Here is a 23,858-nt window from a genome sequence, read left to right on the forward strand (position 1 = left end):
CTTCAGCGTTTAGTGGTTAATAATAGTGCCGGCGGCGGTTAGCTTTTGGTCTACCCAGACCTGCAGCGCGTACTGCCCATTGGGCATTGCTCCCGGCCGGAGGGTAACGACCGGCGCAAACGGCTGCTCCAGTTGCCGGACGAGTTTGCCTTCCGTGTTGTAAATCAGGATTTGTACTGTATTTCCGGACAAGCCATCAAAGGAAATGTTCAGGAAATCGGTAAAGGGGTTGGGGTAGGCATTCAGGGACAAGCCGGGTACGTAGATCTCTTCCATGTTGACCAGGATAAAGTTTTCATCAATAGTGGTTAATGCCGTGTTGGTGAAAATGGGCTCGTTGAAGTCGAAGTAAATAGCGGCATCATTTTCGATGGTGGTGCCCAGTGGAAGCTCTTCCCGGTGTTCCGCCCGGTAGCGTACGTAGCCCTGTGAGGCTTCCAGATTGGTGGTGCTGTCGGGCAGCAGGATGTTATCAAACCGGAAGCTGAGCAGGTTGTCCTCCAGGACTGTCAGTTTATAGTCGTGGCTGCTTCCCAGGGGCTGTAATGTGCTCAGGTTGAGTTCAGGTGGGAAGGGGTTCAGGATTTCCACTGTGAATGCAGTGTCTGTGCCTGTATTCTGGAAACGGATGAGGTATTCCAGCGTAGTGCCCGGCTCTACCTGCCCTTCAGGGCCATATCCTTTCGGGAACACCTGTATGTCATTGGGGTCGAAGCTGCCGATGTTCTCCCGGCAGTCGATATCGAGCCAGGGGTCGCTGTCGCTCTGCGGGAAAATGTTGACAAAGCCGGTGCTGAAGCCTCCATCGGAGTTGGTGCCACAGCCTTCAAGCACAGCGCTGAGGAAATCTGCCCCCGGTGCGCCCGGTTCCTGAGGTGTATTGAAGTAATAGGTGCTACCATTGGCGGGGAAGGTGAGCAGGGTCTCCTGTCCCTGCGTCAGGTCATAGGTTTCCTGCTGAAGCAGCACCGCATCTTCAATGACGATATATTCGAGTGGTGCGGCCATATCCCCATCGCCGGTATTCTGAATCCGGAAAAAGGCGGTGGTGTCCAGACAGAGGGCTTCCAGCTCCAGAAAAGCGCCAGAGTAACCGGGCACAGGTGGCAGGCAGAGGTCATCCGGGAAAATATGGGCTTCGGTGCAGTGGCTTTGCCCGAGCTCGGCTTCGCAACTGACCAGCACGGTCATATTGAAACGGCCGCATTGCCCGATATCGAGATTCTCCACGTCAAACTTATACCGGCCCGGGCTTAGCTCTTCAAATGGGATGGAAGCTTCCTGCAGCTCCAGGAAAGGGTCAAGGGTGATTTCCACATGCACATTACCTGCGGATGCCGTGCCAATATTGCAGTAATCCACGGTGTAAGTATTGGAAAAGCAACGGCGCAGGAAAGGCGTGCTCAGGTTGACCTGTAGCAGCGGGCAGTAGACAACCGGTGTGGCTGGTACGTCAATGGAAAGGGTATCGAAAAAGCCGGAAAAAGCCAAAGCGTCCATAGGGCATTCTGATGCGTAGTAAGGAGAGTTAAAAAAGGGCGTCAGGTTAAAGGCACCGGTGTCCGCCTGCATGGTGAACCGCCCGGCCGTATCTGTGATGGCGATGCTCTCAAAGCCCGGTTTGGTCAGGGTGAGACCGGTATTGGGCAGAGTAGGCTCGGTATCTTCCTTCTGACAGTTGTTGTTAAGGTCCAGGAATACCTGCCCGCTAACTTGATTGGTGAAAAGATTGCCGAAGGCATCGGTTTTCATAAGAAACATACTACCTGAGGAAAAGTCTTGTGACACGGTGTTTCCACCAATTAAAAAACCTGCATCGACTGTGGGCAAAATCGCATCACCACCCTCAAATTCCAGGCGGGTGTAGGTGTGCTCCCAATTGTGGTTGCCATTCTCATCAAGATTTAGCAGGAAGATGTCATTCCTGTAGATACCGTTGGAAACCTGTACGCCGGTGATGGTAAAGTTGCCTTCCTGATCTTCAACGATTGAAGATGGGGAGTAACTGGAGGAAAGGGCATCACTCCAAAGCAGATTTCCATCGGTGCTAAGCCTTGAAATTTGTGGTACTCCCGAACCCACGATAATAATGCCTTCTGTGCCATTCATTACCACAATGCCATCCGGTGTATCACTGGCATTGCCATCATTGGGCAGCTCGGTGCGCCAGAGGGTATTTCCATCCGAATCTACCTTCAGTACGATGCGGGTGGAGAATTGCTCACCCGGTGGGGTACTTTGGAGCCCGAGGTAGATGTTGCCTGCTTCATCTTCCGCTAAGGCATGTACTTCTTCTTCGTTGGGGTGGGGGAAGGTGCGCGTCCATATTTCCTGTCCGGCGGGGTTCAGCCTGGTGATCATGGCGTGCCCGGTATTATTATGCCCGCCAAGCAGTAAATCTCCATTACCTGTAGACGCGACAGCCTGGTTTGCCGTGAATAGAAAGTCAAAATTGTCTGTTTCCGGAATAGCAGCCGTGCTAACCACCTCGCCCTCAGTGTCGATGACATTGACATATTCATCGGTGACAAAAGAGAAGGTACCATCGGTGTTCTCCGCAATAAAAATACCGTTCCCGCCAGGATAGCTTTTAAGCCAAACAGAATCGCCTTCAGCTGTGGTTTTTAGAATGGCTGCATTGAAAGAAGTGGTCAGGGAGGCAGAGGTAGCCGCCAGGTAGCCTCCATCTGGGTGTTGGGCAAGGCTGTATACCCGGTAGGAGTTGCTTGGGAAGTTATAAGTCTGCCGCCAGCCCTGCCCCGTGAGTTGTAAGGTGAGGAAGCTGAATAGTAAAAAGTAGATATACTGGGTCTTCATGAGTTTGGTATTAATTACCTCACAAAAGTGCAGGGTTTAACGCCCCGCTGCAATGCAATTATTTCTATATTGTAGAAATGAAAGCTACATTTTAGTATGGGGAAATATCAATTATACGAACTCTTGGGGGCGCTTACCAGCGGAGAGATTCGTAAATTCAGGTGGTTTTTGAGCTCAGGCTACGCTACAAAGCGGGAAGAACTACACCAAATGCTAAGTTACCTTGTAGAAAGGAAAGCTGCAAAAAGACCCTGGCCAGAGCTGAAATTACTGTACAAACATGCTTTCCCCGGGCAGCCCTACGACAATCAGCAGCTCCGGAATGCCATGAGCGAGCTGCATGCTTTACTGGAAGATTTCCTGTTGATGGAAGAAGCCCGGGCTTCCGGTCTGCCCCGCACCCGCCAATTGGCCAAGCTGTACCGGCATCGCCGCCTCGACCGCCACTTCCAACGCACCATGCGGCGGCAAAAACAGCAGTTGGAACGGCAGCCCCTCAGGAATGCGGACTATTACCAGGCTTTACTGACGTACCAGGTCAGCGAGTTGGAGCATCAGGCTGACAACAGACGCACAGAGCCTTTACAGCTGCAAGAGATTGCCGATACGCTCGACGTGGATTATCTGGCGCGGAAGCTTCGGCATGCCTGTACCCAACGCTCGCACGAGGCCGTTTTCAAAAAGTCCTACGATTATGGGTTGTTGGAACCGCTAATCAGCCAAATTGAGGCAGGAGGGTATTTGCAGTACCCGGCGGTTGCCCTCTACTACCACTGCTTTAGATTTCTCGGAAGTGCGGAGCAGGAGAAACATTTCCTGGCATTCCGCGAGCTGCAGCAGGCCTGTCAGGGGCAATTCACTGCTGAAGAGCAAAAGGACTTATACATGCTGTCTCTGAATTTTTGTATCCGGCAGATCAATACCGGTAATATCTTCTACGCTGAAGAAAGCTGGCGTTTGTACCAGGATGGGCTGGCGCAGGAAGTACTGTTTGATGGTGGGATGCTTTCGAGGTTTACCTTCAACAATATCGTGGCGGTTGGGATACGGCTGAGCTACCTGGATGCGGTGCGGGCATTTATCAAGGAATACTCGCCCCGATTACCGGATGTCTATCGGGAGTCGGCCAGTCAGTTCAATCAGGCAAGGCTGCACTTCGCAGAGCAGGACTACGACCGGGCCCGGCAGCTATTGCTGACTACGGAAATTACAGACTTGGTTAATGATTTGATTGCCCGGACCTTATTATTGAAAATCTACTATGAGCAAGGCGAATATGAACTATTGGAAGCCCATTTGGAAAGGCTGCGCAGTTTTGTAGCCCGGCGGGAGTTTAGCCAGTACCACCGGGAGAATTATGGTAATATCATCCGGATAGTCCGGCAACTGATCGCCTTGCCCCCCTATGATATACCGGGCAGGGCAAGGGTAAGAAAGGAAGTGGAAAATATGGAACCCCTCACGGAACGGAGCTGGCTGCTGTCAAAAATTCCCGGAGGCTTGGACTGAGAGGCCCCCGGGAAATTTGATTTAGCTGATGAGCTCTGCCTCCAGTGAAATGTCTGCATTGAGGACTTGAGAAATAGGGCAATTGGCCTTTGCGCCATTCCATACGGAAGTTGCTGTTCTTCCCATGAATACTTTTTGTTCTGCAACGGGTGTGCTGTCAGCTATGTTCGCTAGTCCACTAATAACCTAAGGCTCTGTTGGCCTGTCCGGGATTGCAGTTGCAAAACGTACAAGCCGGCAGGCAATGCTGAGACCGGAATATTGTGCTGGCTGACCGGAGGCAAATGCTGAAAGATCCCCCGCCAAACTTCCTGACCATTGATATGGTACAGACGGGCATGAAAGCGTCGGTCTTCCTGGGTTTTAATCCAAAGTGTTGCTGATTCACGGGCGGGTTGAGGAAGTATTTGATAATGCTCAGCGGCCCGGGCTTCAATATCGGAGGAAGGGAGGTTGGGATAAAGCTGTGATTTCGGGATGATGTCCTTAGGCGTTCTTAAACTACTCCAGCGCAGTTCACAAACCGCGCCACCGCCTTCTTCAAAGTATTCGAGCCGGATGGCATAGCGCTGTCCCGCCTGCAGGGAAATCTCCCCGCTCACCTCCGTAGGCGGCTGCGGTACCCATTGATCGATGATCAGCTCTTCATTCACCCAAAGTCTGGCTCCATCATCCGAATGGGTATAAAAGGTATAAGTTTCAGAAAAAGGCACTTCGATACTGCCCGTCCACTGAATACTGTAGAAGTCAGTACCAAGCAATGCCGGTGCCGCGGAACTGCCGCCCCAGTCAAATTGAATGGTGGTATCAATTCGCCAGAATGCCGGGTTGCCGCTAAAGTCAGGCACCGGGCTGTTGTAATAGGCTCCGGTGAGTCCCGTCCCAGTGCCCAGGGGCGCTTCCTCGTAGTAAGCCAGGAAGGTTTGGTCGGCTTCAGGCATCGCAAAGGACAGCAACGGATCTGCACCGGCATTGGCCCATCCGTTGAAAGTGTACAGCACGTTATCAATCACCTGACTGCTTGGGGCTTGCAGTGACCTTAAGACACCCACAACGCCTTCTTCGGTTTGAGGTGTAGTCAGGGAGCGGCCGTCAAGGCGGAGTTGCAGGCCAGGTGGGTCGGTCAGTAACTCCAGATTGCGCTTTTCAGGTAAGACGTCCTGATAGATGGATTGAGACAGCCCCTCCGCATCCGTAGCAGTCAGGTGGATACGGTACCAGACGTTAGGGGAGGTCTCGCCGATAACAGGAATATTGAAATTGCCTCCCCCTCCTGTTTGCGGAGACAAGCCCGGGTGGGTATGGTCATCGTGGTGGAAGTCTATGCGCCAGGTAAGCTGCTCAGGAGACAGCGCTCCTTCCTCCGGGTCGACCGCGGTGCCTTCAAATACCAGTACATCGCCAGCCCGATAGGTCAACCCGGTAGCAGGCAGTGTGATTTCAGGGATGGGGCGGTTATTGGCTGTTACCGAAAGCAGTGCTGCGCTCGTCCACACTTCGCCCTCGCCATTGCTGATACGGCATCGGTAAGCGCTGCCATCATCTGCAAGGGTGACGGCAGGCAAGGTCAGGATGGAGTCTGTTGCTCCCGGGATATCAATATCGTCGCGTTGCCACTGATAGGAGAGGGTAGGGGCACCGGAAGCAGTGCAGGAAAAATGTGCTGTTTCGCCCACTACCCGCAGTACCGGCTGGGGCTGCACCGCTACGAATGGAGCTCCGCTGCCGGTATAGGACACTTTCCAAAGCACGCCATTAGCGGTGCTGGTATTGTCAATTTCTGAACCGCCGCCAAGTCCCCGACGCTCAATGTAGTACAGGCTGCCATCGGGTGCGGTGTGCAGGGCGATGGGGCGTTCAATGCCCGTGGCAAAAGGGGCATAAACGCTACCTGTGGAGGGGTCCATGGTCCAGATGATGCCTTCACAGTAATCAGCAAAGAAGTACCGGCCGGTGTACTCCGGAGGAAATTGCTGCAGAGTGGGTTGATAAAAAGCGGAGCCAATGACGGCACAGCCCACCCCATGATCGTAAGCATGCAGGGGAGCAACATAGCCATCGGGAAAAGGTGCTGCGCCCGGGCCTTCCTGTAGTGCCCATCCGTAGTTGCCGCCGGCTATTATGGCATTGACCTCTTCAAAGTTGTTACTGCCCACATCATTGGCCATGATCGTGCCCGTCACAGGGTCAACAGCCATGGTGAATGGATTGCGAAAGCCATAAGCATAAATAGCCCGTTGTTGCCCGCTGAGCTCATTGTAGAATGGGTTGTCTTCAGGTATACTCCCGTCCGGGTTGATGCGCAGCATCTTGCCCAACGTGGTATTCAGGTCTTGTCCGCTCTGTGGGTCGGCGCCATCGCCTACTGCAATGTAGAGCTTGCCATCGTTGCCAAAAACCATCGCTCCACCGTTGTGGATGGTGCCGGAAAGGGGAGCCAGTTCAAAGAGAATAGTTTCGCTATTAGGCAGGGTGTGGTTGCCGTTTGCCGTAAAGCGGCTGATCCGGTTATAGTTGCCGCCGGGCACGGTGTAAAAGACGTAGAAATAGTTGTTCGCTTCAAAGTCAGGGTCGAGCACAAGCCCGCTCAGCCCTCGTTCGTTGTAGTTGTCCACTTCAATGCTCAAAAAGGGGTCCGGGAGCAGCGTGTCATCCTCTACAATACGGATACGGCCAGACTTTTCGGCAATAAAAACCCGCCCGTCCGGGGCAATGGTAAGCGTTGTGGGGTCAAGTCCGGTGGCTATTTGTTGTTCCACAAACCCTGCAGGCAGTTGCGCACTGTGGAGGCTTAGGGGGAAAAGCAGGAGGCTGAGGTAGAAAAGCGGGTACTTCATTGTAGGTTTTGGATGCTTATCTACTCAAGAAAGGCATTACTGCTCTAAAACCCAAATCTGACTATTCTCTTTGAGAGCAATCACGCCCTTGCCCGGCTGCATAAAAAAGCCGAGGTTGTCCTGCTCAAAACTCCATACGTTATGAAAAGTAGTACCATTGAGCCCTACAGATTCCCATTTCTGCATCAGGTTGGTGATGCTGGTTTCTTCCGGGATCAGCGTGCCGTCAAAGCGTTGCTCAATGACCTGCCCGGCCTGAATGGAAGGTGTGCCGGAAGAAAAAGACGCCTGGAGCGCATCAAAGAAGTGTTCTGTTTCCCATGCATAGAGCCCTGTAAATACAGCAAGGTCGAGCAGACGTTCGTTATCTTCAGAGACAAAAATATAACGTAGGTTATCTGTTAGGTAGTACTCACAACTGGAGGGGCTGTTGAACCGGGCCTCGGTGCAGATGATATTAACGCAGAGCTGGTTTTTGCCTGCTTCCTCGCCCCGCGGCGCAGAAAAAGTCATGGCTTGTCCGCTGGCATTCACAAAGCGCAGCGTTTCGGTACCATCGTAAGGCAGGAAATTCCGACCGGCTTCACTAAGGCCGAGCTGACCGATTTCTTCATCCGGAGGGCAACTGCAGGCAATGCCGGTTAACAGCGTGAACAGACTGAAGAGGGAAAGGAGCTGAGAAGCATTCATGATTGAACATTTACCTATCATAACGCCTCAAACCGGATTTGTGTGTATGGAATAAAAAAAAAGAGCCACCGTTTGCAGATGGCTCTCCCGGCTATGCTAAGAGAGCGTATTAGTCTGCAGAGCAGACAATATCAAACTGAGTTAAGGCTTTTCCCATTTCTGTGAGCCCGATGGCTAATAGAAAGGAAGATGATTCGGTAAGGTTTAGGTGGCTTTGTGCAGAAGCGGTGCATCTGCCTGCAAAGCTTTATGATTTTCAAAGGTAGGACCAAAACACGGAGGTTGTAGCCCACATCTGACCAACGGGCACCATTGCGGAATGAGAGGGCAGATAATGCTTACAAGCGGGTAAGTTGTTGAAGGAATTCTCCGCGCCTTCGCTTAGAAACAGGGACCAGAGAGTGGTCTTCCATGGTTACCTGCCCCTCCCGGTTGTAGCGGAGGATGCGGTTGAGGTTAATCAGGTGAGACCGGTGGGTCTGGAAAAAACCGTAGGGCTCCAGCAACCGGACAAATTCTCCAATATTATAAGAGCTGACCAGGGAGCGGTTGCCGGCGAGGAATAATTTGGTTAGCTTTTTCTGGCCTTCGCAGTGGATAATATCGGAAGTGGGGATAAACTCCAGCCCCTCCTCTGTGGGTATACCGATCCGGTTGGAAGTGCTACCAGGGTGTTGAAGGTTGCGGATGAGCTCTTTGTTGCGCTCGTTATCCCGTTTTTGGCGAATGCGCTGAGCAGCGTTATGCACCGTTTTGATGAGCACGCTGGTTTGTATGGGCTTAAGGATGTAGCCAATCGCGCAGAAGTTAATTGCATCGATGGCGAAGTTGTCAAAGCCGGTCACAAAAATTATCTCAAAATCAAGACTGTCGAGTTGGCTAAGCATGTCAAAGCCGCTCTCGCCGGGCATGGCAATATCCAGGAAAACCAGCTCAGGTTTTAAGTCCTGAATGAGTATTCGGCCCTCTTTAGGATTGTCTGCTATGCCCAGGAGTTCAACTTCCGGGCAGTATTCTTCCAGTTTACTTTTCAGGGTAAGCCTGGCGTGGGCTTCATCTTCAATAATTATTGCTTTGATCATGGGGTGCTTACTCAATTTCCGGAACCGCAATGATGACTCGGGTGCCTGCAGCTGAACCATCCTGGTTTGTCAGGTCTGCTACTTCCACTTTGACATCGTAACCTTCAATGACCCTAAGGGCATGCAGGCGTTCGTTAGTAATCTGCATGGCGCGGGAGCGATAAGCTTTACCTGCCTTTTGCTGAATACTTTTGGCAGCAGTACGACCTACGCCGTTATCTTTTAACGTACAAATTAACATCTGGTTCTCATCCTTAACAATGTCCAGACTCAATTTGCCACCTGCCATTTTATGGAACAAACCATGGTTGATAGCATTCTCTACAAAAGGCTGCAGGAGCATGGTGGGGATTAAGGTCGTATACGGATTGATATCCGGCTCCATAGTAATATCTGCCTCAAACCGGTTGGGGAACCGCATTTGTTCCAGCTCAATATACAGCCTGATCAGGTGCAACTCCTGATGTAGGCTGAGATAACGGGTTTTGGAAGACTCCAAAAATTGCCGCATCAGCATCGCAAATTTAGAAAGGTAGTTGTCAGCTTGTTGTTTTTCATTGGCCGCAATGAAGTACTGTATGGCGCTCAGAGAGTTGAAAACAAAATGGGGGTTCATTTGAGCCTGAAGCGCCTGTAGTTCCAACTCCGCAAACTGCCGGTTAATCGCGTTTTCCTGTTCGGCTTGCTGTCGGTGACGATGTAACCGCCAGCGGTAAAACAGCCAGGCCGTCAAAGCAACGACTAGCATGGCGATTATCCAGGGCATGAATTGCTGCCAAAAATTAGAATGAATCGTAAGGTTAACAGTATAAATCTCACTGCGCTGTTGATTGTTGTCTTCTGCCAGCACCGTGAAGGTATACTCGCCGGGTGAAAGATTGGTATACCGAATCTGCCGGTCGGAAGTTTGCATGACCTGTTCGTCCACGCCTTTGAGCTGATAAAAATATTGAATATCCCCCAGGCTCTTAAAAGACAGGCCTATGAAGGAAAAAGAAAGCTGATAGGGCACGCTATTCATCGTATAGCTGGTATCGGGAGGGAGCGGCACCTCGTCGACCTCTAATCCTGAGAAATAGAGCTTCGGGTGCCGGTAGTTGAAGTAGGCTTCCTGCTTTGAAATTTTAGCCAGCCCCATGGCACTGCCTATGTAGATCGCCCCGCTGTCTGAGGTGATAGCCTGGGTTTCCACGGAGGGGATCCCTTCCCGGATACTGTAAGTTTCCGCAACCTGTGAATGGATGACATCCGGACTAATTCTGATGAGTTGAGCCCCCTGATTAGTAGCGACGAATAAGGTCTTATCCTCAAGGTGAAGGTCATTAATGCTTAAGCCCTCCGTGCCTTTGACGGTGAAAGCGGTGTCTTTGTAAAGCGCAATAACCCCTCCTCCATCAGACCCTATCCACAGGATTTCATGGCTGGAATCATAGATGAGTTTCTGTATGTAAAGCCCCTGAATGAGTTCGGGTGCCAAAGCAGGCTGATACCCCTCCTCTGTTGTGTACGCAGCCAGGCCGTCAATATGGCCAAGCCAGATCTTGCCATCTGGTGAAAAGGCACAGGCATAAGTTCGTTTACTGGTCAGGAGTTCCAGCCGTTGGGGCCTGTCTTTCCCCTCAAAATGGAGGAGATAGGAATGGGTGCCACGAGCAACACATAGCCTTTGGGAAGGGGCATGCCAGGCGAGGTCCTTGATGCCCAGCCCCAGACCAAGCTTCCTTGCAGGAGTATCAAAAAAATGGGGAATACCGTGGTCTTCTATAGATAGTTTTTCGTAATCAACCGGCTGCGTGATGGTTTGATGGTTGCTTAGTTTAACATATTCCAACGGTAGGATCGGGCGGGCAATCCACAGGTGTTGGTCGTCCCGAACGCAAATAGCATTGATATTCCGGCTATCATTGAGTTGACCTTTTAGTTCAGGTAGCAGCAGTTGAAATTCTTCATTTGGATTCAACTTTAGCAGGGCCCCTTTACGGGTGCCGGCTACGATGGCCCCTTTGCCAGATTTCCGGATGTGTGTGATCCCAACTTCGTACCGGCCTTCGATCGTGAATAGTTTAGCGTTCCGTTGGCGGGCAGTTAGAAAGAAGACACCACGATCCTTTGTACAGACCCAATAGTTGCCTTCCCGGTCACGAAAAGACCGGTGGACATCACTGTCTGCAGCAAGTTGAAACTTTAGCGTATCTACACCATTCAGTTGGTTATCCAGAATGAAAAGCCCCAGGTTAGTCTGAATCTGCAGCTGTCCATGCAGTTGCTGATACCTTAGCAGGTGAGGGGTTGCGCCAAAGACCTGTTTGAGGTTGTAGTGCAGTAGTTTTCCGGTCTTCAGCGAAAAATAATACAGGAGGCTGTCCTTAGGGGGCCAGAAAAAGAGTTCTTTATTCCAGTAAGTACGGCTATGCCGGTGGTTATGGTTCAGGCGGCGCCAGGTTGCAGCGTCTTGCTTATCGAGGAGATAACTTTCCCGGAATCCACCATTAGCAATCAGGGTGATTTGAGATAAGGATTTATGGAACTGCAAAAAAGTATCCCGGGAACAGGGCAATAGCAGGTAGTCCGGAATGCTGTCAATTACCTTAGGCACCGGGAGCCGTTGCAATCCCCTCTGACTATCCGGGATGAGTAGCTGCCCGGTACCTTTTTCGTAAATGGCCAGGTCTTGGTCATTTGCGAAAAAGTCAAAACGCTGAAAATGGGGATCTGTACTTTCATAGTAAGTTTTGACGCTATCGTCTTCTATAGCAACAAGCTTCGTCCCGAAAGTATTCAGCCATATGCGCCCTTGCCTGTCCTCAGCGAGATACCAGACATCATTCACCGGCAATCCGTCCTCTACGGTGTAGTTGCGGAACTCCTGCCCGTCGAAGCGGCTGACGCCATGCTCAGTATAGAACCAGATGAACCCTTTTTGGTCCTGAATGCCTCCGTATACGGCATTGGTAGGCAGGCCATCATTAGCCGTATACTGTTTAAAGTGGTAGGTTTGCCCATCTGCACTGACAGCCCAAAATAAGGATAGCCCCAGGCTCATTAGGCTAAGGGCGACCTTCAACTTTTTGCTGCTCATCGCGCTTGGTGTCATGAATGATGTGCAATAAATGTTTAGGGGCTGGCATCGTCGGCAGGCAATTTACTGGCCGCAAACCCTTCGTTGCCTTAGATCGGCAGGTTCAATTCTTTTGCGAGGTAACGGTGGTAAATGAAAAGCACGAGCACGGCACCGCCCGTAGCAATCAGAATCCTGCCGATAAAATGGGTGCTTTCAATGCCGAGAATGCCTCCTAAAAAGTGGCCAACAAAGGAGCCAATGATACCAATGACAATAGAAGAAATCCAGCCGCCCTTCTCATTTTGCGGCGTAATCATTTTGGCGAGCGCCCCTGCAATGAGGCCGATAATTAAGGTGTAGATTAAACCCATAGTTTTTTGTTTTTCGTTTATAATCGGTGCAAATCAATGTTTGCGTTTTCAAATTACATAAATTACTGCAGTTGTTCTAAAAATTCTTCCTCCGTTAGAATCTGAAAATGCTGAGTACTTATCCCAGCTGTTGGTCCTTTCCATGAATATTTTTAATTGGCAACCGGGAAGTCATCTTTAAGGTTAGAAAAGAAAACGTAACTGAATATAACAAAAAATGAAAGGTACTTCTTTTTTTATATTGGTTTTATCATTGCTGGTTTCCTGTCAAATGGGAAAAGACGTTTCTTCAGATATTAAGGCTATAGAAGCTATGAGCAACGCAAGGGCAAAGGCATTCAATGAGGGCGATGCAAAGACGATAGCCGCCTATTTTTCTGAAGATGCAGTTCTGCTGGCACCGGGCGCTGAACCTAAAATAGGCCCCAAAGAGGTGGAAGCCTATTATCAATCCATTTTTGACCAGTATGAAACCCGTCTACACAGTTACTACGATGAAGTTGAGGTTTCCGGTGACTTAGCATTTGGAAGAGGCACAGCGGAAGTGACACTCATCCCAAAAAATGGGGATAGTACAACAGCTTCGGTTTCCAAATACCTGAATATCCTGCAAAAGCAGCCCAACGGCGAATGGAAAACGACTCACGATATTTGGAATGACAACCAATAGATGATATGCTTTTAATGTGGCTGGTATTCCATCAAAGCGATAACTGGGAAATGGTCAGACAAATAATTATTATTGTACGAAAGGTTATTGGTTTCATAAAGCTCCACTGAAAACCCTTTGAAGAAGACATAATCAATGCGGCGATCATGGCTGGAATTCGGATTGAAGCCATTGAAGGTTCCGGTTGGCCCCAGCCGAACTTTTGCCTGTTCGTAGCTGTCTTGTAAATCGGTTTGCACGATAGTTTGGTAAGCTTCCGTGTTGGGTTCAACATTAAAGTCGCCGCTTAGGATGACCCAATGGCCAGCACTTTTAGCAGCTATAGAGTCCATAATCAGGGCAGCGCTGTTTACACGGGCCTCTTTCCCGACATGGTCGAAGTGGGTATTATAGAAATGTACCTCCCGGCCGTTACGCTTGTCTTTCAAAACAGCGTAGGTACATATCCTTTCCATGGCGGCATCCCAGCCCACAGAAGGCTGCTCCGGCGATTCGGATAACCAGAAGGTGCCACTGTCTAAAACGGTAAACATGTCGTCACGGTAGAAAATAGGAGCATACTCTCCTTTACTAATACCATCCTCTCTGCCTACGCCGATGACTTTGTATTGGTCTAATTCATTTTTCAGGTACTGGAACTGATTATCAAGCACCTCTTGCATACCAATAATGTGCAGGTTTTCCGACTCAATATAGGCCGCCACTGCTGCTTTGCGTTTGTGCCAGTTGTTGGCTCCATCACCTGCGTGATCCAATCGGATATTAAAAGAAGCTGCTTTAACCTGATCCCGGGTAATGGATTTACCTGTGACTTCTACCGCCTTTTTTTCAAAAGCGCACTGCAGCAAGCCAAAGCCTACCAGTACGGCGAACAGTAGGCTCCTCATTGATGGGCGGTTGATATATGAGGCAATTGTATGGTACATTTCTTAAGAGCTTTTTTGACCTGACAGGAAGGGATAAAAAACAAGCAGAATCGAACTGTGTGCAAATGAAACGATAAAAAAACAGCTACGCTCTCAAGCGAAAGCCACCGAAGAGCGTAGCCATTTTTAAATCCTTTACAGAGCAATTACTAGTTATCCGTAACGGATACGTTGCCTACTCTGAGTATCGTAGCGTCAAAAGATGCAGGAGCACCTGCCCGGTACACAAATGCAATGGCAATCACTTCACCATTGTAAGCAGAAAGGTCCAGGTCACCGGTATTGGCAAGGTTATCTACACCGGGATCATTATCAGCTATAGCGGTATGACCAGCCTCAAAACGCTGCCAGGTGGCATTTTCCACACTAACTGAGTAGTCCGTAGAAATCAGTACGTCATAAGCCCCTTCCGGATAAGGGAAATCAGCAGTAGGGTCAAAGCGCCGGTCAACATCAAAGCTAAGTACTGGATTAGTCGCTTCGGTCAGGTTCAGGCGGGGCGTTACCAGCCAAACTTCTGAACTCATATTGTCGGCTGAGCCGGGGACGAAAGCATTGACCTGCACAGCATTAGAGCCAAGGAAGTTGGCATCGCCACAGACCCAGGTCGCTGAGCCCTCGCCGTTCTGCTGGATTACGGCCTCGGTCCATCCGTCAGGTATGGGCTGCTGTGGGTCTTCCTCGCAGCCTGCAAAATCTTCCATAAGCGGCAAGTCAGCCCCTACATCTACAATTGTAATGATGGATTCAATGGTGATGCCGGTCGTAAGGCCAGGACCAGTGCTGGTCAGCATAAGGTTTGCAGTAAGCTGCCCTTCAATACCCGCCTCAATGGGCGTAAAGGTGAAAGAGGCCGTGCTGGCACCGGACTGTACTGGGATCACCACTGTAGTGCCTGAAATAGCAGGATCAGTGCTGAAAGCTACGCCTGCGTCTGCGCCAGAGATCTCAATCTCAATCTCTGAGTCTTGAGTAGCTGCTGGAGAAATAGCCAGCTCCACCTCAATCGGGCTTAAGTCACTGGTAGTCAGATTGTAAATATCCTCTGTAAAGTTTACCGTTGAGATGGTGTCATCACCATCGTCATCGCAGCCCATGAAAGTGAGGGCGGAAATAGCAAAAAGACTAAGAATTAAATAATGCCAATTTTTCATAGATGTCTTGATTTTTAAAGATTTTGGTTTTAAAAGATCAGTATTCATTGGGAAGCCACTGACCAGATGCCTTAGCTTCTTTATTATAACGATTGTGACCGGCACTTCGTCTACCAGGAGACGGAACTAAATATTTTGAGATTTGTGAAATTTCATGGAAGGGCACTAGTGGTCTGTCAAGTGTTAATTTATGGGTTGAGTGGGAGCGAATTTTGAGGCTAATCAAGGCGGATGTTCCCGCGCATAGCAGCGCTACGTAAGGGGTTATCCAACGAAGAGTAGCCTCAAAAGTCGCCGCAGGCAACCCCTAGTTTTAGCCTTGACAGACCACTAGTGGCTCAAGTCCTAAATCCTTGACAACCCAAGCCTTGCTCTTTTGCCCGCTGATGTAACCTAAAAGCCTCGCCGTAGCTTCGGCTACGCCTACGTTTCCAGGCTTTATCAGCGAACAAAATTCCGGCGGCTTAATTATCAGAGACTTAGAACTTGAGCCACTAGCGACCAGGGAAAGTTGAGTTACGTTGGCGCTTTGCGAAAAGTACTGATGTAAAATGAGTTAACTGGTTTTCGTCTGTCTGCTAAGATAGTTAAAAAAAGCAAAACATAAGTTGATCTTCCTTTTTGGTCTGGATGTGTTTGTGCGAGAAAAAATGTATATTTATTGTTATGCCTCCTTTAATAGAAGTGGGAAATGGAAGATCCCATGAATTTGACCTTGCACGGAGGGCTGGTGCCGGGCATTATTACAAATCAGATACCAATGACAATTTTTACGATATTTCACCAAAACATAAAAGAAAACACCCTTACAAGGTTGACATTGCTTTTACTCATACTTTTCTCCTGGGTGTATTCCGCAGCGCAATCCATCACCTGGCAAGCAGATTTAAATGGTCTGACTGGTGGCGAGTTATTAGCCAATCAGATAGGCGACGCTACAACTAACCAGGGGGCTTTCGGCTTGAACAATGCCAACCGCAATGCCCGTGAGGTAGAAACAGGCGGTGATATACTGGTTTTTCCAGGTATGATGACCGAGCTGGCGGTGAGCCCGGCCAGCCACTCTTTCCCTGATCAACAGATTTTACAGAGCTCGGTCCCACAGGCTTTTGACATTCAAAATACGGGTTCGGCTCCTCTGGCACTTAATCCCGACCAGATTTATCTGGAGGCTCAGGGCGCACAGTCGGCTCCCTTTTCTATCATGACTTACAACCTCTGGTTTGACTCTCAAAACTGGCCCGCACGCTTCAACTACATGCTGGGTGAAATCCGGGAAGCCGATCCGGATGTGATCTGCCTGCAGGAAGTTATCCAACGGCCCAATCTGCCCAATCAGGCGGCCTCAATGGCGGACTCGCTGGGCTATTTCTACGTATTTACCTCACGCGACCCGGAAGGCGCGCCGACCCGCTTCGGCAATGCCATTCTCTCTCGCTACCCCATTGAGGAAAGTAACGCGGTGGACCTGTCGCCGCTTAGTGATTTCCGTACCGCCATCCACGCGCAGATCGAGATCGGGGGCAATGTGATCGACATTTACAATACCCACCTGCATAACTCGGCAGTAGGCCAGCAAATCCGGGTTGAGCAAATCGAGGGCCTGAAAAGCTTTATCGACCAAACACAGACAGGTGATCTAACCTTTCTTTGCGGCGACTTCAACGCCGATCCCGACTGGGAAGAGATGGAGCTGGTGTATGAAGATTTTATCGATGTCTATCCGCTCTTTCACGAGAACGATCTGGCACCCGAGCACGGTACGCTTAATTTTAACCTGGATCATCAACAGCGGCGTATCGACTACATCTTCTTCAGCAGGGAGAGCGCGGAGCAGCTCCGGCCTTTGCAAGCCGGTATTTTGCTGAATCAGCCATCGCCTACCGGTATCTACGGCTCAGACCACTTCGCGGTTGGGGCATCTTTTGATGTGCTTTCTCATGCTGACGAGTTCGTGTTGGAAAACCTGGATGCGGAAGTGATCCTGCAACCTAATCAAAGCGCCACAGTACAAGTAAGCTTTGTGCCTGAGACGGTGGGGCTCAAGGAAATCTTTCTGGTCGTTGATACCCTGAAAATACCGGTGAGCGGCACGGCTTTCGATGCGCGTGTGCTTTCATTCCCTTGGTTCGAGGGATTTGACGACCTGACTGATGGCAGTTTGCCTCAGGGGTGGGCGCGGACCCATCCGAACTGGAGGACTGTCGATGCCAATTCGGCTGGTGGCAGTGCGCCGGAAATGAACTTCTGGAGGGAACCCATCACTACGGGCGAGCTGAGGCTGACCACGCCTGGTATTTTTACCAGTGGCCTGGACAGTATGGCTTTTTCCTTCAAACACCGGGTGCTGGACCCTGGGGAGCCTGGCCCCTTTTCTGTGAAGGTACTTGCCATCGCTGAAGGTGAGGAGTCCCTGATCCAAGAATGGACGGACCCCGCTGATATTGCTGCTAATGAGTACGAGACTACATTGTACAAGGCACAGCACGGTATCGGGACAGCACCCCTGCAATTGGCCTGGGTTTTCGAAGGCAACACCGCAGACATTACACAGTGGGATATTGACGATATAGGTTTGCGGGCACTGCCGGCGCTGAGCGTCAGCCCTGATTCTGCTGATTTTGGTGCGGTGGTACTGGAAGAGGTTTCCGAGCCCACCTCCTTCACCATTCGCAATATCGGGGGCGATACCCTGCGGATAAGCCCTCAGGATATTGCCATATCCGGTCCGGCAGCGCAGGCGTATGTATTGGAAAACCTGACGGAAGAAGTAGCGCTGGGCGCTGGTGATCAGGTCTCTGTTGCTGTCTCTTTATTACCGATGGGGGAAGGGCTGCAAGAAGCCGTACTACAAGTGCAGCACCTGAGCATTCCCCTCACGGGAACGAGCGTGGACCCTACCATAGCTGAGCTGCCATGGATCGAGCCTTTCGAAGGGCTGGCTGGCGGTGGGCTGCCTATCGGCTGGGATGCAGAAGTGGAGAACTGGGGTGCCTTTAACGCAAATAATGCCGGCGGTGAATCCCCGGAGATGACCTTCTGGTGGCAGCCGGAAACCCAGGGTGCCTTCCCACTGTATTCGCCCAAGGTGCTGACGGGGGATGCAGATAGCCTTCTGTTCTCCTTCAGGTATCGCATTCGTGACTTTGGTTCGCCGGGTATTTATACCCTGAAGGTAGTAGCCATGACCGGGAGCGAGCAGCACCTCATCGCAGAATGGGTGGATCCACCTCTCATTGATGCCGCTGATTTTTCCGCTATCCTCACTCAGGAGGAGCATGGGTTGGGTGCGGATGATCTACGCTTCGCCTGGATTTTTGAGGGGCAGACCGATAATATTACCCAATGGGATATTGATGACATCACGCTGGGTTTCATACCCGAAAATCCGGAACTGACGGTGAGCACAGCTGTTATTGATTTTGGTGAACAGGAGACCGGCGATGTTTCCGCGCCGGCTGCACTGACCTTTAGCAACGCAGGCGGCGGGCAACTGACTCTTCAACCGGAAGATATCTTTATTGACGGAGCGGATGCCGACGATTTTGTATTGGAAAACATCTCTCAGCAGGTCACCCTGACGACGCTCGAAGAGACCAGTATTTCCATTGCCTTCGCACCGGAGACAGTCGGTGCAAAACAGGCCACCTTGCACATTCAGGGCGTGGAGATTGACCTGACGGGGCAAGCAGTGGAGCCTGCTGACTACTTTGTTTATTCCGATTTCAGCATTATTGAGGATGGGAGGGAATATACCAATGTGGGCGGCTTCCGTGAGGTTGCTGGCTTCTCAGCAGGCAGTATGACGGCGGTGGATCAATCAGGCGTTGGCGAATACGGCGACGTGGCAGTCGAGCTGGATTTCGATACCGAGTTGAGCACATCGCGCACCGTTTACTACATGTGGGCTTTCCCGCCCGTGGACTTGAGTACCTTCAACCGCATCGTCATCGTGGCCCGGGCAGAAAATCCGGCTATAGATGTGAAAATCAACTTGCAGGATACGCAAGGTGTCAATGGTCAGGACGGTGGCAGCGAAACTTTTATCGATATTGGCACGGATTGGACGCTGATTGACCTCCCCGTTGAGGAATTCGACCTTGCGAGCTGGGCAACTAACCCACCCAGTATGTCGGAGATTCAAAAGATCGATATGGAATTTGTGCAGGATGTTACGCTACCCAGCGCCAATAAGGTCTGGGTTGACCTGGTCGGTTTGTACTTCGATCCGGCTTTGTCGAGCGCTGAGGCAACCGATGAAGCGCCCTTCAAGCTATTCCCAAATCCCGCCCAGACGCACTGCTGGGTGCAGACAGAGGCTGCGGGTCGAATACAGCTCTGGAGCGCTACCGGCCAACTGCTGGAAGAAGTGCCGCTGCAAACGGCGGGCAGGCAGCAGCTTTCTATCGAAGAACTGCCGGTGGGTGTATATTGGGTGCGCTTTCTGCAAAAGGATGGTGGTACAGCGGTGCACATGTTGCTGAAGCAGTAGGTGTTGGGGGCATTATCATTTAAAGAGTACATCTTTACGGTTTACACCTTACCGGGGCATAGCCGAAAACCATACTTTTTCTGAAGGCTTGTAGTTGATTATGGGCTGGCAATAAAAGATTGAAGTTCAGGAAATATAAACAAGTATTAACCTTAGCACTATGAGATTGCTGTTATTCTTTACGGTATTCATGCTATCATTTTCGGCCTGCCAGCAAGCTGCCGAAGAGGCGGAAGAGCGCCCCAATATCATATTCATCATGAGTGATGACCATGCTTATCAGGCGATTAGCGCCTACGATGAGCGCCTGATCAGTACGCCCAATATCGACCGACTCGCAAGAGAAGGCATGCTCTTCACGAATGCGTCGGTCACCAATTCCATCTGTGCACCGTCCCGGGCAACAATACTGACTGGCAAGCACGCCCACATCCACGGAAAAATTGATAATGTCTTTCCTTTCGATACGACCAACATCACTTTTCCACAAATCCTGCATGACAATGGCTACCAAACGGCCATGTTCGGCAAACTTCACTTTGGGAACAACCCAAAAGGCTTTGATGAATTTAAAATCCTGCCCGGGCAAGGTGATTACTACAACCCGGATTTCATCACCAGCGAAGGCGATACCAGCATACAAGGCTACGTGACGGATATCATTACGGATATGACCCTCGACTGGCTGGGCAACCGCCGGGAGGAAGACAAGCCGTTTATGCTGTTCTACCTTCACAAAGCTTCCCACCGCGAGTGGTTCCCGGCTCCACGCCACTACAAGGAGTTTACTAAGCGTACCTTCCCGGAGCCAGCTACCCTTTTCGACGATTACAAAGGCCGGGGCACAGCGGCTAAAGAGGCGGAGATGAATTTGCTGGAGCATATGACCATATCTGCCGACAATAAAATCTACCCCGAACTGGCCAAAGAACTCGGCGTGGAAGAGCCCAGTGAATGGGGCTATCGGGTATTCAAGAGCAAATACTCCCGCTTCACCGAAGAACAAAAACAAGAGTGGGATGCCGTCTACGGGCCTATAAACGAAGAATTTGCGGAGCTGTACCCCACTATGGACGATTCTACGTTCATGCGGTGGAAGTATCAGCGCTACATGCAGGATTACCTGGCCTGCGTGGCAGCTGTAGACGAAAACGTGGGACGCGTCCTCGATTACCTTGATGAAAACGGGCTTAGCGACAACACCATCGTGGTTTACACATCTGATCAGGGCTTCTACCTGGGCGAACATGGCTGGTTCGATAAACGGTTCATCTACGATGAATCTTTCCTGACTCCGCTGCTGGTCAAGTGGCCCAAAAAGATCAAGCCCGGCTCTGTCTCTAATGCAATGGTACAAAACCTCGACTTCGCCCAGACTTTCCTGGAGGCGGCAGGCGTGGAAGCTCCCGAAGATATGCAGGGCGAAAGCTTGATGCCCTTGCTGCAAGGTGATAACAGACAGTGGGGGCGGGATGCCGCCTACTACCACTACTACGAATACCCCGGTGCGCACATGGTTAAGCGCCACTATGGTATCGTCACTGAGGATTATAAACTGGCGCACTTTTACTACGATATTGATGAGTGGGAGCTGTACGACCGCAAAAAAGACCCCAGAGAGCTGAATAATGTCTACAATGACCCGGCTTACGCCAAAGTAGTGCAAGAGCTTACGCAAAAACTTTATGAGCTTCGGGAGCAGTACAAGGATTCAGAAGAACTGGACCAGAAATACATCGAATTGTACCGGGAGCGGGGGATCATTAAAGAGAAGCAGTAACCCATCAAGTCTATTGCCTTCAGGACAGTAGAATCTGCATGGCAGCCAGGATTAGCATTCCGAAGAATAATCAATAGACAAAAAACTACTCAGTTTAGTCTATCTGCTGAAAGCCATTATAATTTCAAAAGGATGCTGCTAATCGGCTCATATGCTTACATCATAGCAACCTGCGCAGAGGTCAGGCGTTTTTTTTTGGGGTAAGCAATGGCCTGTCACAGGAATAACAAAATCGATCTTCGCTCACTGCCATGTCGGGTGCCCACCGATTATTACAGAATGTTGTGTCTTTATTCAGGGAGATTCCGGGAATTGCATATCTTCATAATTCATTAGCCCACGGTTGTAACAGCTACTCAAAAGCTGAAAGAATACACCACCCAGTTCGCTGCAAAGGGTTACCCTTTCGTTGTGTAAGCCCTGATTCACACAACAATCCATCAATCATCGAAATATTCACTTCGTAATATGCCACTAACCAATCGTCTGCTACCTTTCCTGGCGTTACTACTATTCGCGTCCCTTTGCTTCCTTTCCTGTGAAGAGGAAGAAGACCCTTCAGGTATGGGGATGGAGCGCCTGACGATAACTTTCGTCCGCCTGGGGAGCCAGAATATTTCCGATATGAGTACCGTGGACGGCGATGGGGATCTTACCATGCGGTTCTCCAGCCCGGTGGAAGTGACCTCAAACGACCTGTTCCAGATATACGCCGATGGGGTACTATTGGAGGATACAGAATCCTGGAATTCGCTGGATGAAAGACTAACGATTCAGCTAGAGGAAGATTGGGTGGAAGGCCAAACCTATACCTTACAGACACGTACACCAATCACGAGCCCGGGACTGGAGCCTCTGGAAGCTTTCTCCATTAGTTTTACCATCGGCCTTGGAGCGCTCTCTGTCGAAGCGCTGACGTCTGATACAGTCGCCTTTGCACTCGATGGTGAGTCCCTTAATGACGAAATCCCGGTGGCGGGGCCATTTACCATTACTTTTTCGCACGCATTGTCCATGTCGCCGGAGGAACTGGGGGGGCAGATGGCTATAGAAGGGCCTGAGGCGGTGGACTTTACCGTTTCGGCACAGAATGACTCCGTTTTTCAGTTGCAGTTTGCGCAGCCACTGGCCGATTTTACAACCTACCAGCTATCGGTGTCCCCAAGCCTGGGAGCAGTCGCCGGGCGTGATTTTACCGGTTTGGACCTGACCTTTTACACCGGGGCTTCGGCAGAGCTGGATTTCCCGTTGTTGTCAGATGAAGACCTAATGACCAAAGTGCAGGAGCAGACCTTCCGCTACTTTTGGGACTTCGGGCACCCGGTTTCGGGTATGGCCCGCGAGCGCAATACCAGCCTGAATACGGTGACGAGCGGCGGCAGTGGCTTTGGCCTTATGGCGATGATTGTGGCTGTAGAAAGGGAATTCATCACTCTGAGCGAGGCCGTCGGTCGCTGGGAGCAGGTCGTCGGATTCCTGGAAAATGCCGATCGGTTCCACGGGGCGTGGGCGCACTGGATGGATGGAGAAACCGGAGCAGCCCGGCCATTCAGCGCACTGGACAATGGGGGAGATTTGGTAGAAACCGCTTTTTTGGTACAGGGCCTGCTGACCGTGCGCGAGTACCTGAAACAAGAAGTGCCAGGACAAACTGATCTGATCGACCGTATCACAGTGCTCTGGGAAGGGGTGGAGTGGGACTGGTACACCAAAGGGCAGGATCAGGCACTGTACTGGCACTGGTCGCCGGATCACGAATTCGAAATCAATTTGCCAATACGCGGGCACAACGAAACCCAGATGACCTATATCCTGGCAGCTGCCTCACCAACCTATCCGATAGAACCATCCGTATACCATTCGGGCTACGCAAGGGGAGGGGCAATGGTCAATGGCGACTCCTTCTACGGCGTCACCCTGCCATTGGGCAATAGTGACTTTGGCGGGCCTCTGTTTTTTACCCACTATTCCTACCTCGGGCTCGACCCCCGAAATCTGGAAGACGACTATGCCAACTACTGGACACAAAATATCAATCATTCCCTCATCAATCATCTGTACTGTGCTAATAATCCACGGAGATTCTTTGGCTACTCCGAACAGTGCTGGGGTTTGACCGCAAGTGACAGCTTCAACGGATACACGGCGCATAGCCCCACCAACGATCGCGGTGTTATTACCCCTACAGCCGCCTTGTCATCTATTGTATTCACCCCGGAAGAAAGCATGGCTGCTTTACGTCATTTTTATTACGATTTGGGAGACCGCCTTTGGGGCGAGTACGGTTTCTACGACGCCTTCCACCCCGGCGAAAACTGGGTAGCGGACTCCTACCTGGCCATCGATCAGGGCCCTATCATCTGTATGATGGAAAACTACCGGACCGGGCTGTTGTGGGAGTTGTTCATGTCCGCTCCGGAAGTACAGCAGGGGCTGGATGCTTTAGATTTCACCTACTAAAAAACAGAA

The 23,858-nt window shown here is 50.8% G+C and carries 13 protein-coding genes; 5 read left to right on the top strand and 8 right to left on the bottom strand.

Translation table 11 applies throughout. The annotated features are described in order from the left end of the window. Positions 1-9 precede the first annotated feature (9 nt). Positions 10-2,817 carry a DUF7619 domain-containing protein gene (locus tag IX84_RS12515; protein WP_044221014.1) on the bottom strand — a complete coding sequence of 936 codons (2,808 nt, stop codon included), beginning with the start codon at positions 2,815-2,817 and terminating at the stop codon, positions 10-12. A gap of 96 nt (positions 2,818-2,913) precedes the next feature. Here IX84_RS12515 and IX84_RS12520 point away from each other — a divergent pair, with 96 nt between their 5' ends. Then, on the top strand, positions 2,914-4,326 hold the full coding sequence (locus IX84_RS12520) for a hypothetical protein (RefSeq protein WP_044221017.1): 1,413 nt from the start codon (positions 2,914-2,916) through the stop codon (positions 4,324-4,326). A gap of 170 nt (positions 4,327-4,496) precedes the next feature. Here the strand turns inward: IX84_RS12520 and IX84_RS12525 are convergent, their stop codons facing one another. The 5 genes from IX84_RS12525 to IX84_RS12545 all read right to left on the bottom strand — a co-directional run bounded on the left by IX84_RS12525 (position 4,497) and on the right by IX84_RS12545 (position 12,367). After that, complete coding sequence (locus IX84_RS12525) at positions 4,497-7,163, bottom strand: PQQ-dependent sugar dehydrogenase (RefSeq protein ID WP_044221021.1); 2,667 nt, start codon at positions 7,161-7,163, stop codon at positions 4,497-4,499. Positions 7,164-7,199: 36 nt separating this feature from the next. Then, positions 7,200-7,853 (bottom strand): hypothetical protein, encoded by a 654-nt coding sequence (locus tag IX84_RS12530; protein ID WP_044221023.1) that lies wholly within the window; start codon positions 7,851-7,853, stop codon positions 7,200-7,202. 338 nt (positions 7,854-8,191) lie between these two features. After that, a complete protein-coding gene (locus IX84_RS12535; protein WP_044221025.1) occupies positions 8,192-8,935 on the bottom strand; it encodes a LytR/AlgR family response regulator transcription factor in 744 nt (247 codons plus the stop codon). 7 nt (positions 8,936-8,942) lie between these two features. Continuing rightward, positions 8,943-12,014 (bottom strand): sensor histidine kinase, encoded by a 3,072-nt coding sequence (locus IX84_RS12540; RefSeq protein ID WP_160213760.1) that lies wholly within the window; start codon positions 12,012-12,014, stop codon positions 8,943-8,945. 89 nt (positions 12,015-12,103) lie between these two features. After that, entirely contained in the window at positions 12,104-12,367 is a 264-nt protein-coding gene (locus IX84_RS12545; protein WP_044221033.1) for a GlsB/YeaQ/YmgE family stress response membrane protein, read from the bottom strand. 217 nt (positions 12,368-12,584) lie between these two features. Here IX84_RS12545 and IX84_RS12550 point away from each other — a divergent pair, with 217 nt between their 5' ends. After that, entirely contained in the window at positions 12,585-13,037 is a 453-nt protein-coding gene (locus tag IX84_RS12550) for a YybH family protein (protein ID WP_044221036.1), read from the top strand. Between the two features lie 11 nt (positions 13,038-13,048). On the opposite strand, the gene IX84_RS12555 is transcribed toward IX84_RS12550, so the two are convergent. Further along, positions 13,049-13,924, bottom strand: coding sequence for an endonuclease/exonuclease/phosphatase family protein (locus tag IX84_RS12555; RefSeq protein ID WP_044221165.1), 876 nt, complete (start codon positions 13,922-13,924; stop codon positions 13,049-13,051). Positions 13,925-14,112: 188 nt separating this feature from the next. Continuing rightward, positions 14,113-15,117: a choice-of-anchor J domain-containing protein gene (locus IX84_RS12560; RefSeq protein WP_044221038.1), complete on the bottom strand. Its 1,005-nt coding sequence runs from the start codon at positions 15,115-15,117 to the stop codon at positions 14,113-14,115. Positions 15,118-15,931: 814 nt separating this feature from the next. Between IX84_RS12560 and IX84_RS30965 the strand changes: the two genes are divergently transcribed. The 3 genes from IX84_RS30965 (at position 15,932) to IX84_RS34105 (ending at position 23,849) form a co-directional block, all read left to right on the top strand. Continuing rightward, positions 15,932-19,609, top strand: a complete 3,678-nt coding sequence (locus tag IX84_RS30965; RefSeq protein WP_160213762.1) for a choice-of-anchor D domain-containing protein — start codon at positions 15,932-15,934, stop codon at positions 19,607-19,609. A 160-nt stretch (positions 19,610-19,769) separates the two neighbouring features. Further along, the gene (locus tag IX84_RS12570; RefSeq protein ID WP_044221041.1) at positions 19,770-21,389 is read left to right on the top strand and encodes a sulfatase family protein; all 1,620 of its coding nucleotides are present in this window, start codon (positions 19,770-19,772) and stop codon (positions 21,387-21,389) included. Positions 21,390-21,857: 468 nt separating this feature from the next. After that, the gene (locus tag IX84_RS34105) at positions 21,858-23,849 is read left to right on the top strand and encodes a glucoamylase family protein (RefSeq protein WP_044221046.1); all 1,992 of its coding nucleotides are present in this window, start codon (positions 21,858-21,860) and stop codon (positions 23,847-23,849) included. The last annotated feature ends 9 nt before the right edge of the window (positions 23,850-23,858 follow it).

The sequence above is a fragment of the Phaeodactylibacter xiamenensis genome, assembly GCF_000759025.1.
Lineage (GTDB): Bacteria > Bacteroidota > Bacteroidia > Chitinophagales > Saprospiraceae > Phaeodactylibacter > Phaeodactylibacter xiamenensis.